Below are 16114 nucleotides of genomic sequence, written 5' to 3'. Positions count from 1 at the left end.
ATCAATTGATGAAATAAGTTCGAGTAAGTAAGGTAACGAATTTGGTAAATTTTTAGAGGCCCCATTTCTTTAATTAGAATTGGGTAAATTCATTTCTTAATGCAATTTATTGCAGCGGAAACCGGAAAATGAGCCAAACAACAGTAGCATCACAAACAGAATACAACTATAAAGTTGTACGCCAATTCGCCATTATGACGGTGATTTGGGGCATTGTTGGCATGGGTGCCGGGGTTTTCATCGCAGCTCAGCTAGTATGGCCTGCGTTAAACTTTGACATTCCATGGTTAACTTACTCTCGTCTACGTCCGTTACATACGAACGCAGTTATTTTCGCATTTGGTACAAGTGCACTATTTGCAACGTCTTACTACGTTGTACAACGTACCTGCCAAACGCGTTTATTCTCAGATAAGCTTGCATCTTTTACCTTCTGGGGCTGGCAGCTTATTATTCTTCTAGCAGCAATTACACTGCCTCTTGGTTTTACAAGTGGTAAAGAGTACGCTGAGCTAGAGTGGCCTATCGACATTCTAATTACGGTTGTTTGGGTTGCTTATGCGGTTGTATTCTTTGGTACATTAATCAAGCGTAAAGTGTCGCATATTTATGTTGCTAACTGGTTCTATGGTGGTTTCATTATCACTGTTGCTGTTCTTCATATTGTTAACAGCATGGCAATTCCAGTTTCATTGACTAAGTCATACTCTATCTACGCGGGTGCGGTAGATGCCATGGTTCAGTGGTGGTACGGTCACAACGCGGTAGGTTTCCTGCTTACTGCTGGTTTCTTAGGTATGATGTATTACTTCGTTCCAAAACAAGCTGGTCGTCCGGTTTATTCTTACCGTTTATCAGTAGTTCACTTCTGGGCACTTGTTTCACTTTATATTTGGGCAGGTCCTCACCACTTACATTACACTGCACTACCTGACTGGACTCAGTCACTAGGTATGGTAATGTCAGTAATTCTATTTGTTCCATCTTGGGGTGGTATGATCAACGGTATCATGACACTGTCTGGCGCATGGCATAAGCTTCGCCACGACCCAATCCTTCGCTTCTTAGTTGTATCACTATCGTTCTACGGTATGTCAACGTTCGAAGGTCCGATGATGGCAATCAAATCTGTAAACGCATTATCTCACTACACTGACTGGACTGTAGGTCACGTACACTCAGGTGCACTAGGTTGGGTAGCGATGGTTTCAATCGGTGCGGTTTACCACTTAATTCCTAACCTATTCGGTCAGGCTCGCATGTACAGCACTAAACTAATCAACACGCACTTCTGGTTACACACAGTAGGTGTTGTTCTGTACATCGTAGCAATGTGGATCTCTGGTGTTATGCAAGGTCTAATGTGGCGTGCAGTTAACTCTGACGGTACATTAATGTACAGCTTTGTTCAATCACTAGAAGCGTCTTACCCATTCTACTTCATGCGCTTTGTAGGCGGTGTATTCATCGTTGTTGGTATGCTAATCATGTTATACAACGTTGTTAAAACTGTTGCAGCTGAAAAAGGTGCATTACAAGCTGAAGCTCAGCCTGCTTAAGGAGTAATGTATGAGTCAGAATAATTCACAAAATAAACACGAGATTGTTGAAAAGAACGTTGGCCTTATGGCTATCTTAACGGTTTTCGCAATCAGCTTTGGTGCACTTGTGGAAATTACACCACTTATGTTCCAAAAAGACACTACTGAGCCTGTAGATGGTCTACGCCCACTCACTGCGTTAGAAATGGAAGGCCGCGACATTTATGTACGTGAAGGTTGTTACAACTGTCACTCACAAATGATCCGCCCTTTCCGTGACGAAGTTGAGCGTTACGGTCACTACTCAGTGGCTGGTGAAAGTGTGTGGGATCACCCATTCCAGTGGGGTTCTAAACGTACTGGTCCAGACTTAGCTCGTGTAGGTGGTCGTTACTCAGATGATTGGCACTACGCTCACTTGGTTAACCCACGTGATGTAGTTCCAGAGTCAAACATGCCAGGTTACCCTTGGTTAGCGAAAAACGAAGTTGATACAACACATACACTTAAAAAACTACAAGTGTTCCGTGACAACTTTGGTATTAACCAAGAAGCGTATCCAGGTCGTGGTTACGGCAGTGATGCAGAACTTCAAGCTGATGTTGATTCCATCAAAGGCAAAACTGAGATGGAAGCGCTAATCGCGTACCTTCAACAGCTTGGTACTCACTTGAAGTAAACCACTATGGATTACGGCACATTCAGAGGCATATTTACTCTGGTATTATTAGTACTTTTTATTGCCATTGTATTGTGGGCATACAGCAAACGTTCTAAAAAGAACTTTGATGAAGCAGCAAATGCGATTTTCGAAGATGAGAACGTACATAACAATACAGTTGGCGAAAAGGAAAAAAAGGAGTCTGAGAAATGACTACGTTTTGGAGCATTTGGGTTATTGTTTTAACCCTTGCATGTTTAGCGCTTTGCTTCGGCCTACTTGTGTGGAATCTTAAGAACTACACAGGCGTTGAAGAAGGCGAATCTTGTGGCCATGAATTTGATGGCATCGAAGAGATAAACAATCCACTACCTCGTTGGTGGACAATTATGTTCTTTGCGACTTTCGCATGGGCAGCAGTATACCTAATCCTTTATCCTGGTATGGGTAATTTTGAAGGTATTTCAAAGTGGACAAGTTCAAACCAAGGTGTTAAATCAATTGCAGAATCTAAACAAGCTGTCGTTGATAATGAAGCTGCAGGTAAACGTGTTCAACTTGACCAAGAGATCCGTAACGCAGATGAGCGTTTTGGTCCAGTTTTCCAACAATTCGCTAAGCAAGATGTTAAAGACCTTGCAAGAAATGAAGAAGCCTTGGAAATTGGTCAGCGTTTATTCTCGCAAAACTGTGCGCAATGTCATGGTTCAGATGCACGTGGTGGCCAGGGCTTCCCGAATCTGACTGACAATGACTGGTTATACGGCGGTACACCTGACGCAATTAAAGCTTCACTTCTTCACGGTCGTGTTGCTGCTATGCCTGCATGGCAAGATGCACTAGGTGACCAAGGTATTAAAGAAATGACTGCGTATGTACTTAGCCTTTCAGGCCGTACTGTTAACCAAAAAGACGCAGCTGCAGGTCAAGCGAAATTCGCTATGTGTGCTGCATGTCACGGTATGGACGGTAAAGGTAACTATGCATTCGGTGCTCCGAACCTAACAGATAACATTTGGTTATATGGTGGTTCGCAACGCGCTGTTGAAGAAACTCTTCGCAATGGTCGTGCTGGTGTAATGCCGGCTTGGAAAGACATTCTTGGCGAAGATAAGGTTCATATTCTTACTGCATACGTGTACAGCTTATCTCAAGATAAGTAATTGATTAGTTATACTTAATGCGTTTTTTAAATTAATTTTAACTAACCATTAAGAGACCCAATCTAGATCAAAAAAGCTCCCATTTTGGGAGCTTTTTTTTACCCTTTTCACACCACTTCAAGTAGAATAACGCCACGTTTGTTTTTTAGTATAAATCGCTATGTCTACAACTCCTTGGTATAAACAATTTTGGCCTTGGTTCATTATTTTCATTCCTGCCGGTACTATCGTCGCCTGTATTACGTTACTTGTTTATATGTCAGACAAAGGTCCTTCAATGGTCGTTGATGACTACTATAAAAAAGGCAAAGCCATTAATTTAGAGTTATCTAAATTCGATCGTTCAAAAGCACTTTACTTACATGCTGACCTGTTTATTAATGATGGTGTAGTTAAAGTCAGCTTCACTAAGGGCGATTCACTTAACCCGCCTGCTCTAAAAACATCGTTTTATCACACAACGCTCAAAGATAAAGACGTTGAATTAACCCTTACACCCAACGCAAACGGTGACTATTCAGGTGTCACTGATTTACTTGAAGACGGTCGTTATACAATTTTCATCGAACCGATCAATGGCGAATGGAAATTAAAAGAAAACATTACGTTACCATACGAGAGTGCATTTAAGATTAAGCCGGAATATAAGTAATATATGGCAAATAACTGTTTTCACTGTTTGGAACCTATTCCAAAGGGTATTTCTCTATCAATTGAATTCGAAAATGACACGAAACCTATGTGCTGTTTGGGATGTCAAGCAGTTGCCGAAGCCATTATTGACCAAGGCATGTCTGATTATTACAAATACAGAACTGAGAGCGCAGGTAAAGTTCAAGAGCTTGTACCGGAACAAATTAAAATGTTCCAAAGTTATGATGATGAAGATATTCAATCTGAGTTTTTAACAAAACAAGGTGATATTGCTGAAATACTTCTGAGTGTCGAAGGCATCAGTTGCGCAGCGTGTGCCTGGCTTATCGAAAAACAGTTACTTAATCTAGGTCACGTTGTGCGAGTTGATGTGAATACGTCAACCTATCGCGCCATGATCAAATGGGATCAATCAGCACTTAAACTTAGTACCATTATTGAATCACTAGCCCGAATTGGGTATCGCGCTTACCCTTTCCAACAAGATCACGAAGAACAACAAAAAAAACAAACAGCTAAATCCTATGTCCGACGCCTCGGTGTCGCGGGCTTAATGACAATGCAAGTCATGATGTTTGCTTTTGCGATGTATTTTGGCATGTTCTCAGGCATGGATGAGGATTTTGAACAGTATTTTCGCTGGATCAGCTTTGTGCTTGCCACACCAGTTATTCTGTATTCAGCACTGCCCTTTTTAACGTCTGCTATACGCGGTTTAAAAGCCAAACAGTTAAACATGGACTTGCCCGTTTCCCTCGCTATTTTCGGTGCGTACGCCGCCAGTAGTTGGGCGACTATTTTTGAAACTGGCGAGGTGTATTTTGAATCAATTTGTATGTTTACCTTCTTGTTATTGCTGGGTAAATACCTTGAATTTAGAGCGCGTTTAAAAGCGTCTGAGTTTACTGCTAATTTACAAAAACTGTTACCACTCACAGCCCGTTTAGTGAATAATGAAGAAGAAATCATTGCCGCCAAGCGTCTAAAGTTAGATGACAAAGTAATGATTAAAGCAGGTGAAACCATTCCTGCAGATGGTGTTCTGCTTAACGGAAAAACAACCGTTGACGAAGCCATGATGACAGGTGAGCACGCAGCCGTTAGCAAACAAACAGGTGATCAAGTTTATGCCGGTACTGTTAATCACGACGGTGTAATAACAATTTCTGTCAACCAGATTGGGCAAGACACATTAATAAATCAAATTGTCCGCCTACAACACCAAGCGTTAACATCACGCCCTAAAATTGCCGAAATTACCGACAAAGTTGCGCAGTGGTTTGTTGCTTGTCTGCTAATTTTTGCATCAATTACCGCTTTTTCGTGGTACCACATCGACCCTGAGCAAGCATTTTGGATTACTATCGCTGTGCTTGTTGCAACGTGCCCATGTGCACTGAGTTTAGCTATTCCTACAGCCCTCACCTGTGCAGTAGCGAAACTTACTCAACAGGGAGTGTTAATAAAACAGTCGCATGTACTTGAGACACTGACAAAAGTGACCAATATTGCCTTCGACAAAACAGGCACTCTCACCGAAGGTAAATTTACTCTATTAGATACCAAGCTAATCGATACTAATTACCCGTTAGACTCTGTTTACAGTATTGCTAAAGCGCTCGAAAGTTATTCTGAGCACCCAATTAGCAAAGCATTTTTAGAGCTCAAAGTTGCACCAGTTTCACTGCAACATGTTGAAATTAAGACCGGTAAAGGAATATCTGCACAGTGGGAAGGACGCACAGTAGCAATAGGTAAAGCAAATTGGCTATGTGATGTGCAAGCACTTGAGTACGATGTATTTTTATATATTGATAACCAAGTTATCGCAGCTTTTAAATTGCAAGATAAAATTCGCGATCGTGCAGAAGCCACGATAAACGATTTAAGAGACAATAATCTTGATTTGCAGGTATTAACGGGTGATCCTTCAAATGCTGGTAAAGAGCTTGTTCACAGCCTAGGTATTAGCAATATAGAAACAGGCTGTAGCCCTGCTGATAAACAAAATGTAGTAGAAAAACTCGCAGCTAAAGGCAAAATTGTTGCAATGGTGGGCGACGGTGTAAACGACAGTCCAGTATTTAATAGCGCGCATTTGTCTATTGCCATGGCATCTGGCGCTGATATCTCAAAAAATACAGCCGATGTGGTGTTATTAAACAGTGAATTAAACGCCATTAGCGGTTTATTTGATACTGCCAAACTAACACGTCGTGTTATTAAACAAAATTTAGCCATATCACTATGCTATAATGGCTCAATTCTACCATTAGCTGCAATGGGGCTAGTGCCACCATGGGTCGCGGTTATCGGTATGTCAGCAAGTTCACTTATCGTAATTGGCAATTCATTACGACTACTTAAGTAAGGGGCACGAGTTGTGAGCATCATTTATGTATTAATTCCAATTGCGATATTACTCGTCATCGTTGCAATTGGCATCTTTTTTTGGGCGGTACGTAGCGACCAATTTAATAATTTAGACAAGCAAGCTCACAGTATTTTATTTGAAGACGACAAAGAGCAGCACAACAAAAGTAATGACAACTAGTCAGTTAATATCTGCGTTGATAATGGGCTTACTAGGCAGTGGACACTGCTTAGCAATGTGCGGCGGTGTGGCCTCATCGTTAACCTTAGCGGTAAAAGATAAATCGCAAGTAAAGCGCTATACCCTACTCTATAATCTTGGCCGCACCTTAAGTTATTGCATTGCTGGTGCACTTGCAGCCGGGATAAGCCAGCAATTTGCATCTCGTTCTACCTCTTTTTCATTTGTCCTATCAGTATTAAGTGGCGTGTTTATGATTTTAGTTGGCCTATACATTATGCGACTAACATTCTCACTTAACTGGATTGAAAAAGTCGGTAAATTTGCAATTTGGCAGCATTTAGTCAAATTGAATAAACGATTATTGCCTGTCAATAGTAACGCAAAAGCGTTAGCTTACGGTATGTTGTGGGGTTGGTTGCCCTGTGGCTTAGTCTATTCTGCCTTGCTTTTTTCTATTTCGATGCAGTCAGCTGTATATGGTGCAAGCTTTATGTTGTTGTTTGCTATAGGGACTTTACCGGCCATGGTTGGACTTGCTTTTGCTGCAGATAAATTCAAACAGATACTTAACCATAATGCAGTGCGAATGGTGTTTGGTAACATCTTCATTTTCTACGGTTTATACCTTTTGATAATTGCGTTATTATAAGGTTTTAGTATACATTATTCTCGTTTTACGTTTTCTCTAGGTGTGTCATGGAATTGAGCAAAAAATCAGTGTCAAAAAACTGCGCTATCAAGTGTCAGGATTGCAGTATTAGTCAACTGTGTATTCCTGTTTCGCTTAACAGCGAAGAAATGGGTAAATTAGACGATATTATCGAGCGTAAAAAACCACTTCATAAAGGGGATTACCTTTTTGAAGCTGGCCAACCTCTTCGTTCTATTTACGCTGTTCGCTCAGGTTCATTTAAATCATACACACTCACTGAAAGCGGTGAAGAACAAATAACTGGATTCCATCTCGCTGGCGATATTGTCGGCTTTGACGGTATTAGTACCATGAGCCATCGCAGTTACGCGCAAGCAATGGAAACGGCCATGGTATGCGAAATTCCATTTACAACCCTGGATGACTTGTCAGGCAAATTACCGAAATTACGCCATCAAGTTATGCGAATGATGAGTAATGAAATCAATTACGACCAAGAGATGCTGTTAATGCTTAACAAAAAAACAGCAGAAGAACGCCTGGCCGCTTTTTTAGCGAACCTTTCAACACGCTTTGGTGAACGCGGATTTAGTAAAAAAGAATTCCGTTTAACAATGACCCGTGGTGAGATAGGTAACTACTTAGGTTTAACGGTTGAAACCATCAGTCGCCTGCTTAGCCGTTTCCAAAAAGCGGAAATCATTAAAGTAGAAGGCAAGTTCATTACAATTCTAAATACTGACGAATTATTCAAAGTCGCTTCTATTAAGTCTTGATCTAAAACAAAATATTCTATTAGAAACCTTTCAAATTAGTTTAAATCCATTACACTGGATTTATAGTTTGGGAGGTTTTTTATGAATACCATCAAAAAAATTCTTGCGGTTATCGACCCAAGTAAAGAAAAACAAATTGCATTAAATCGGTCATTTGAGTTGGCTAAAAAGTCCGGCGCACAAATTACTGCTTTTTTATCTATCTACGATTTTTCCTATGAAATGACGACCATGTTAAGTCGTGAAGAGCGTGATGCAATGCGTGATGCAGTGATTAACGATCGAAAAGAGTGGATTAATTCTCTTATTGCAGAACAAGCGAGTGATATTCATGTCGACTGCCAAGTAGTTTGGCATAACCGCCCTTTCGAATCGATTGTTGAAACGGTATTAGAACAACAATATGACATCGTCGTAAAAGGCACACACCAACACGATACCTTAAAATCTGTAATTTTTACACCAACAGATTGGCACCTTATTCGTAAATGCCCTGTGTCGTTATTGTTAGTAAAAGAACACGATTGGCCAGCTGGCGGGCAAATTTTGGCAGCTGTGAATGCGTCAAGTGAAGAAGAAACTCATCAAGCACTAAATCATACAATTTTACAAGAAGCTAAGTACCTCGCTGATTTAATTGATGGAAATTTAAATGTTGTGAATGCATACCCAGGCACACCAGTTAATATTGCTATTGAGATACCAGAGTTTGACGCGGGCCAATACAGCGAATCAGTTAAGGCGCATCACATTGCTGCAACTCAGAAATTAGCAGAACAATATGACATTGAGTCAGATCATTGCTTTGTCAATGAAGGACTCCCTGAGGATGTGTTACCCCAAGTCGCAAACAAAATTGATGCCGAGCTCGTTGTGATGGGCACAGTGGGACGTACCGGTATTAGTGCAGCATTAATTGGTAATACAGCAGAGCATGTGATTGATAGTCTTAACTGCGATGTATTAGCACTTAAACCAGAAGGTTATAAAAGCCCGTTAGATAAGTCTTAACCTCAATAAAATTTTCACCTATAATACGCCCCTTTATTTGTTCTAGGGGCGTATTTGTATGTCGCATTCAGCAGAAGCTAAAGCGAAATATAACCTTAATAAGTTACAGAAACGACTTCGTCGTTTTACTGGTCAAGCAATTGCAGACTTCAATATGATTGAAGAAGGCGACCGTATTATGGTGTGCTTATCAGGCGGTAAAGACAGCTATACGCTGCTTGATATTTTGCAGAACTTGCAGCGTTCAGCACCTGTAAACTTTGAGCTTTTTGCAATCAACCTAGATCAAAAACAACCGGGGTTCCCTGAGCATATTCTACCTGAATACCTCGAGTCTCTGGGCATTGAGTATAAAATCGTCGAAGAAGATACCTACAGCATCGTAAAAGATAAAATTCCTGAAGGTAAAACCACCTGCTCGCTTTGTTCGCGTCTTCGCCGAGGTATTTTGTACCGTACAGCAAAAGAAATGGGCGCAACTAAAATCGCCCTTGGCCACCACCGTGACGACATGATTGAAACCATGTTCTTAAATATGTTTTATGGTGGCAAATTGAAAGGCATGCCAGCAAAGCTATTAAGCGATGATGCTCAGCATATGGTGATACGTCCACTTGCCTACTGTAAAGAAAAAGACATTGTTAAATACGCTGAAGCCAAAGAGTTCCCAATTATTCCGTGTAACCTCTGTGGCTCACAAGAGAACCTACAACGTAAACACATTAAAGCGATGCTTAATGAATGGGATAAAACTCACCCAGGTCGTGTAGAAACCATTTTTACCTCAATGCAAAATGTAGTGCCATCTCACTTGGCAGATCCTTCAATATTCAATTTTGCAGAGCTTAATAAAGACTCGCAAATTGATGAAGGTGATATCGCATTAGATAAACCAGATGTTCCCGCAGTGCCCGTTGGTCTTGAGATTGAAGAACAAGACGTAAACGTCATTCAACTGTAAAAAAAGGAAGCTGATGCTTCCTTTTTTAATAACTTCAAGCCACCACCCCTATTTAATTTAACGCTATTTTTTACTAGTATGAAAGCATACGCGCTACTAACTGTATGTAAATTATGACTAAAAGAATCGCACTTATCACTTCAGGCGGCGATGCACCAGGTATGAACGCCGCCATTCGTGCTGTCACCTTGCAAGCTGAAAAATTTCAATATCAAGTATTAGGATTTGTCGGTGGATACAATGGCTTGATTGAAAATAATTTTATTGAGCTAAACCGACATCGTGTTGATGATATTGTGCGAAAAGGCGGCACAATTTTAAAGTCTGCACGCTGTAAAGCAATGTTATCTGATGTTGGCCCTAATAGCGTTGTTGAAACGCTCAAAGTAAATAAAATTGATGCGCTCATTGTGATTGGCGGTGATGGTAGTTTTAAAGGTTGTCAGGCGATTAGCAAGCTTTGGCAAGGTAATATCATTGGTATTCCTGGAACCATTGACAACGACATAAATGGGACTGACCAAACCATCGGATTTTGGACTGCGGTAGAAACTGCTTTAGACAGTATTGATAAAATACGCGACACTGCGAATGCATTCGAACGTATCTTTATTGTTGAAGTAATGGGTAGAAACTGTGGTTTTCTGGCCGTCGAATCAGCAATTGCTTCCGGTGCAGAACACATTGTCTGTAAAGAAGTAATCGAAGATGAAGTACAATTTATCGATAACCTGCTTGTCAATATTAACACTGCCATCAAAAATCATCGTACCGATAGCTATATTATTGTGATGGCTGAGAACTCTTTGAACTTTAGTGCCGATGCGCTAAGTAAAAAAATTGAGCGATACACTGGGGTAGACAGTAAAGCAGCCATTCTTGGTTATATACAGCGTGGTGGCAGCCCTGTAGCATCAGATAGAGTATTAGCTACTCAGCTTGGTGTTGCCGCAGTGGACGCAGTAAGAAATAATAAGTCCGATATTATGGTCGGTATGTTAAATAATCGAGCAACGGAAACCGCTCTCTGTGCAACCAGCTACAATAACACCTACAATCAAGAAATCATTCGTAGACTAAATCAACTAAATTTTAATCTAGACTAAAAAGCGCGGATATACCGCGCTTTTTGTTAGCTTGCCAACGCTGCTTTCACTTTATCTCGGTAACTACGGCTTACTTTTAACTCTTGGCCATTTTCTAAAACCAGTAAGTATTCGCCACTTACTTGCGTTACCAATTTATTAATTTGCTTACTATTTACAATTGCACTGCGATGCACACGTACAAACTCTTTTGGGTCTAGCTCTGCTTCAAGCTCTTTCATTGTTTTACGAAGAATATGCGTTTTACCATCTGCGCAGTGTAAACACATATAATCACCAGCAGCATCTACCCATTGAATACTGCTAACTTGGACACGTACAATTTCGCCCTGCTCTTTTACAGCAATTGACTCTGGGAAACGTGTTTCTTCAAGCTTATCGCCTGCAGCAAGTTTTTTAAGGATCTCTTCACAGTTGTTTCCAGTAATACCCGCTACAAAACTAGCAAGTTTACGTTTATGGCTCGTATCTTCTTGTGATTTTAAATATGTTTGCACTTTTTCTACCGCCTTCTTCAATCTGTTGTCGTCTACTGGTTTCAGAAGGTAGTCTAATGCATGAATTTCAAACGCTTTGACCGCGTATTGATCAAATGCAGTAACAAACACAATAGCAGGGATCCCTATCGCCGAATCAGAAAGGTGTTTAACCACTTCTAAACCCGACAACCCTGGCATTTGGATGTCTAAGAACATTAAGTCTACTTGTTGGCGTTTACACTCCGCCAACGCTTCTTCACCGTTTTTACAAAGGCCCACAACTTCAATGTGTGGGAAATCTCTTAACCTTATTGATAAGCCTTTTCTTGCGAGAGGTTCGTCATCAACAATAAGCGTTTTTATTGTATTCATGGTTATCCTTTTTCAAACGGAATACGTATATTAACAACAAGGCCTTGCGGCTGGTTGTTAGATAATACAAATGAATAGTTATGTTCGTAAAGTGTCTTTAGGCGATCTTGCGTGTTTGCAAGCCCGACACCAGAATTTTTAACTAACACACCATCACTGATATCTGTACCAGGACCGTTATCGGATACTTCTAATAATAATTCGTTGGCAAAAACCTGACCTTTAATTGAAATCTCCCCGCCACTTTCTAAATTGGCAATGGCGTACTTAATTGAGTTTTCAATTAATGGTTGCAAAATCATACTTGGCACGAGTGCATGCTTTGCTTCATCACTCACATCAATGTGAATACTTAAGCGGTCTTCAAAGCGCACTTTTTCTATATCTAGGTAGAGGCCTAACACATGCAATTCTTGTTCAAATGGCACGCGTTTAATTGGATCTGTATTGAGTGTGTAACGCAAAAACTCACTGAGCTTCGCTACCATTTGATTTGCGTTTTTGTTTTCTTCTACCAATATCAGGGTTGAAATCGCATTAAGCGTATTAAATAGAAAATGCGGATTTAATTGATAACGCAACATTTTAAGTTGCGCTTCATGTGCCATGGTATTTGCTTTTAGTGCTTTTTGTTTCTCACCTTGCAGCAATTGATAATATTTAATACCAAAGTACAGACCACTCCAACATAGCACAATGTAAACTGAATCTAGACCTTGTTTAAAGTAGTAAAACCATTCATCAGGGCGATATCCGTGGCGGTAAATTTCCCATAAGTTAAACTTTTGAATAACTGACCAAGTGGTACCAACCAGGTAAGATGCGACAAACACAACAAAGATTAAGAAAAGAGGTTTTGCGTTCCACGCTTTACGATACAAATAACGAAGAGGAATGGTCAATAAACACCCTGCATAGGCGTTTAACACAATAACAAAAACATAGATGTCACGCATTTCAAATACACGTGAGCCAATGTAGTTAACTAAGGCATAGCCAACCCAGCCTGCAATTTGCAGAACCCAAAAAAACTTTTGTCTATCTTCTACTAGTCTTTGCCAGTTCAAAATGTCTACATTCTTTTAACTTTAATAGCTTTATTATAAGAACCTAGCTAAATAAAGGCACTGATAGCCATCTTAGATTCCCTGCATTTCATCGCATGCCAGTTGCAATTTGACATAAAAAAAGCTGGCTTAAGCCAGCTTTTTCTCAATACGGTTAGTAATTAACCGAGTTTGTCTGATGCAACTTTATAGGTTGGATCTTCGATTACATTCACTTCAACAAGGTCTTTGGCACGTGATAGCAGCTTTTGACAATCTTTTGAAACATGACGTAAATGCAGTTGCTTGCCTTGCTTCGTATAGCGTTCTGCTAGGCTATCGATTGCTTCTATTGCACTGTGATCAGCTACACGGCTATGTTTAAATTCAACGATTACATCTTGTGGGTCATTTTTAGGGTCAAATAGCTCTAAAAAGTTTTTCACTGATCCAAAAAACACAGGGCCGTGTAATTCATATACTTTTGAACCGTTTTCATCGATATAAGATGTTGTGTAAATGTGTTTTGCATGCTCCCAAGCAAATACTAAAGCGGACACAATAACACCAACACATACCGCAACCGCTAAATCTGTGAATACCGTTACGCCTGACACTAACACAATAACGAATGCGTCCGTTTTAGGTACTTTTTTCATAATACGGAAGCTAGACCATTCAAATGTGCCTAACACAACCATAAACATTACACCAACAAGTGCAGCAAGTGGGATCATCTCAATTAGGCTTGCAGCGAACAAGATAAACATTAACAGCATCACAGCAGCCGTAATACCAGAAAGACGAGAACGACCGCCAGAGTTAATATTAATCATTGACTGACCAATCATCGCACAGCCACCCATTGCGCCAAAAAAGCCACACGTTACGTTTGCAGCACCTTGACCAATACATTCTTGGTTACCGTTACCACGTGTTTCAGTAATTTCATCAATCAACGTCAGTGTTAGTAAAGACTCGATTAAACCAATTGCTGCAAGTACTAATGCGTAAGGTAAGATAATCCATAGTGTTTCAAGGGTGAACGGTACATTTGGAATATGGAATTCAGGAAGCCCCCCTGCCATGGTTGCATTTGCATCACCGGTCATGTCTTTTAAGAAATCAACCACTGTGCGAGCTTCTAAATCTAAGCCAATTACTAAACCAGTAACGACAACAATTGCTGCAAGAGAAGAAGGAATTGCTGAGGTTAACTTTGGTAAAAAATGAATAATACCCATGGTAAGCGCAACGAGGCCCGCCATAATCATCATTGGCTCACCTGTCATCCATTGCATCTCACCATTTGCATCAGGAGCTTTAAACTGCCCTAATTGTGCGAGGAAAATAACAATTGCCAAACCATTTACAAAGCCGAGCATCACAGGGTGCGGTACCATACGAATAAATTTACCCAACTTCATGACACCGGCGAGAATTTGTAAAATCCCCATCAGCAGCACAGTAGCAAATAAATACTCGACCCCATGTGTTACAACAAGGCTTACCATCACAACCGCTAAAGCACCGGTTGCACCTGAGATCATGCCTGGACGACCACCAAATACCGCAGTAATTAGACCAACAATAAATGCAGCATATAAACCAACTAATGGCTCAACATGTGCAACAAATGCAAAAGCAACAGCTTCAGGTACTAAGGCTAACGCAACCGTTAGGCCTGATAGAATATCATTTTTAGCCGATTTCGGGGCTCTTGATAATAAGTTAAACATGGATCTCCCATTGAGTAGCACAACTTCACGCTAACAGATAAGCTATTAGCCTAGGTGAGGTTTATTTTTTGTCTAGTTTTAAGGGCGCGAATTTTAGCAGAATGACCGATTTATAACAATTTAATAAATTTCACAAAAAAACCGCCTAAGTGGCGGCTTTAAAAAAGATAAAAACGTGTGAACGATTAAATTGGTAACGACGTTGTCCGTTTTACACACGTCATAGTCACGTTTGAATGAACTTCTTGTACATAATCTAAACTTAGTAGCTTATCGCGAACAAAATGTTCATATCCTTCAATACCCTTTGAAATAATACGAAGCATAAAGTCCATGGTTCCTGCCATAGTGTAACACTCAGTCACTTCATCATAGCTTTGGATCAGTTCTTCGAACTCAGCCAATTGAGATCGACCATGACTTGATAGCCTTACATGTGCGTAAACCAACATATCAAAGCCTAACTTTTTAGGCTCAAGAATGGCTACTTTGCCTTTGATATAGCCCTCTTGCTCTAAACGCGATATACGGCGCCAACAAGGTGATTGAGACAAACCTACTTGGTCTGCAATTTCAGCAGTTGATAAACTCGCGTCTTTTTGAATTAATGCGAGTATTTGACGATCTACTTGGTTTAATGACATAGCTTATTCTTAAATTAACTCATTAAGGATTAAATAATACTATATAATCCCAAATCCGTCTGCCAATTTATTAATAATTTGGCCTAAATTTGGGGAAGTAAGTTAACTAACCAAAACGACCACTGGTAAATGGGTTTGTTTGTTTTTCATAACCGACAGTTGTAGTAGGCCCATGTCCCGGAAATACCGTATAGTCATCCGGTAAACTATATATCTTTGATTCAATAGACTGTTTTAACTGAGCAGCATTGCCCCCGGGGAAATCAGTTCTACCTACGGAACCCTTAAACAACACATCCCCGACAAAAATGCGCTTTGTGCTATGTTCAACAAAGATGACATGGCCAGGGGTATGTCCTGGCGTAAAGCGTACCTCAAGCGTTAACTCACCAAAGGTAAATTGCTCACCTTCTTCAAGCCATTTAGCAGGAGAAAAAACCTCTGCCATGGGAAAATTAAACATTTCACTTTGTTTTGGCAACGCGTCAAGCCAAAACTTATCACCTAAGTGAGGGCCCACAATATCAATATTACAGTGTTGTGCTAGTTGCTCAGCACCTCCCACGTGGTCAAGATGACCATGTGTTAGTAATATGGCAATCAGTTTACAATTTGCGCTTTCAATAACTTGCATCAGCTTCTCAACGTCACCACCTGGATCGATGATCACAGCTTGACGTGTTGTTTGACACACTAGGAGATTTGAATTTTGTGCAAAAGGCGTAACAGGCTGTGTAATAACTTCTAACATT

Annotated in this window: 17 protein-coding genes; 12 read left to right on the top strand and 5 right to left on the bottom strand. The window is 40.4% G+C overall.

From position 1 onward, the window contains the following. The first annotated feature begins 128 nt into the window (after nt 1-128). The 12 genes from ccoN to OM33_RS10175 all read left to right on the top strand — a co-directional run bounded on the left by ccoN (nt 129) and on the right by OM33_RS10175 (nt 11082). The gene (gene ccoN, locus OM33_RS10230) at nt 129-1559 is read left to right on the top strand and encodes a cytochrome-c oxidase, cbb3-type subunit I (RefSeq protein WP_038641411.1); all 1431 of its coding nucleotides are present in this window, start codon (nt 129-131) and stop codon (nt 1557-1559) included. Between the two features lie 10 nt (nt 1560-1569). After that, a complete protein-coding gene (gene ccoO, locus OM33_RS10225; RefSeq protein ID WP_038641409.1) occupies nt 1570-2220 on the top strand; it encodes a cytochrome-c oxidase, cbb3-type subunit II in 651 nt (216 codons plus the stop codon). A 6-nt stretch (nt 2221-2226) separates the two neighbouring features. Continuing rightward, the gene (locus OM33_RS10220) at nt 2227-2415 is read left to right on the top strand and encodes a cbb3-type cytochrome oxidase subunit 3 (RefSeq protein ID WP_038641407.1); all 189 of its coding nucleotides are present in this window, start codon (nt 2227-2229) and stop codon (nt 2413-2415) included. Then, entirely contained in the window at nt 2412-3365 is a 954-nt protein-coding gene (gene ccoP, locus OM33_RS10215; protein ID WP_038641406.1) for a cytochrome-c oxidase, cbb3-type subunit III, read from the top strand. Before OM33_RS10220 ends, ccoP begins: the two co-directional genes overlap by 4 nt. Nucleotides 3366-3525: 160 nt before the next feature. Beyond that, nucleotides 3526-4017 (top strand): FixH family protein, encoded by a 492-nt coding sequence (locus tag OM33_RS10210; protein WP_038641404.1) that lies wholly within the window; start codon nt 3526-3528, stop codon nt 4015-4017. A 3-nt stretch (nt 4018-4020) separates the two neighbouring features. Next, nucleotides 4021-6390, top strand: a complete 2370-nt coding sequence (locus OM33_RS10205; protein WP_038641402.1) for a heavy metal translocating P-type ATPase — start codon at nt 4021-4023, stop codon at nt 6388-6390. A gap of 12 nt (nt 6391-6402) precedes the next feature. Next, nucleotides 6403-6573 (top strand): cbb3-type cytochrome oxidase assembly protein CcoS, encoded by a 171-nt coding sequence (gene ccoS / locus OM33_RS10200; protein WP_038641400.1) that lies wholly within the window; start codon nt 6403-6405, stop codon nt 6571-6573. Beyond that, entirely contained in the window at nt 6563-7225 is a 663-nt protein-coding gene (locus OM33_RS10195; protein ID WP_038641398.1) for a sulfite exporter TauE/SafE family protein, read from the top strand. The genes ccoS and OM33_RS10195 overlap by 11 nt, the downstream gene beginning before the upstream one ends. Nucleotides 7226-7272: 47 nt before the next feature. Further along, nucleotides 7273-8004, top strand: coding sequence for a fumarate/nitrate reduction transcriptional regulator Fnr (gene fnr, locus OM33_RS10190; RefSeq protein ID WP_038641396.1), 732 nt, complete (start codon nt 7273-7275; stop codon nt 8002-8004). Between the two features lie 81 nt (nt 8005-8085). After that, entirely contained in the window at nt 8086-9015 is a 930-nt protein-coding gene (uspE, locus tag OM33_RS10185) for a universal stress protein UspE (RefSeq protein WP_038641394.1), read from the top strand. 58 nt (nt 9016-9073) lie between these two features. Further along, a complete protein-coding gene (ttcA, locus tag OM33_RS10180) occupies nt 9074-9976 on the top strand; it encodes a tRNA 2-thiocytidine(32) synthetase TtcA (protein ID WP_038641392.1) in 903 nt (300 codons plus the stop codon). Nucleotides 9977-10089: 113 nt separating this feature from the next. Further along, entirely contained in the window at nt 10090-11082 is a 993-nt protein-coding gene (locus OM33_RS10175) for an ATP-dependent 6-phosphofructokinase (RefSeq protein ID WP_038641390.1), read from the top strand. Between the two features lie 26 nt (nt 11083-11108). On the opposite strand, the gene OM33_RS10170 is transcribed toward OM33_RS10175, so the two are convergent. The 5 genes from OM33_RS10170 to OM33_RS10150 all read right to left on the bottom strand — a co-directional run bounded on the left by OM33_RS10170 (nt 11109) and on the right by OM33_RS10150 (nt 16113). After that, entirely contained in the window at nt 11109-11933 is an 825-nt protein-coding gene (locus OM33_RS10170) for a LytR/AlgR family response regulator transcription factor (protein WP_038641388.1), read from the bottom strand. 2 nt (nt 11934-11935) lie between these two features. Further along, nucleotides 11936-13000 (bottom strand): sensor histidine kinase, encoded by a 1065-nt coding sequence (locus tag OM33_RS10165; RefSeq protein WP_038641386.1) that lies wholly within the window; start codon nt 12998-13000, stop codon nt 11936-11938. A 161-nt stretch (nt 13001-13161) separates the two neighbouring features. Beyond that, complete coding sequence (locus OM33_RS10160) at nt 13162-14718, bottom strand: SulP family inorganic anion transporter (RefSeq protein WP_038641384.1); 1557 nt, start codon at nt 14716-14718, stop codon at nt 13162-13164. Nucleotides 14719-14903: 185 nt separating this feature from the next. After that, nucleotides 14904-15362 carry an Lrp/AsnC family transcriptional regulator gene (locus OM33_RS10155; protein WP_038641382.1) on the bottom strand — a complete coding sequence of 153 codons (459 nt, stop codon included), beginning with the start codon at nt 15360-15362 and terminating at the stop codon, nt 14904-14906. 106 nt (nt 15363-15468) lie between these two features. Then, nucleotides 15469-16113: an MBL fold metallo-hydrolase gene (locus OM33_RS10150; RefSeq protein WP_038641380.1), complete on the bottom strand. Its 645-nt coding sequence runs from the start codon at nt 16111-16113 to the stop codon at nt 15469-15471. Nucleotide 16114 lies beyond the last annotated feature (1 nt).

This window comes from Pseudoalteromonas piratica (assembly GCF_000788395.1).
GTDB lineage: Bacteria > Pseudomonadota > Gammaproteobacteria > Enterobacterales > Alteromonadaceae > Pseudoalteromonas > Pseudoalteromonas piratica.
This window is presented reverse-complemented; position numbering and strand designations above follow the sequence as displayed.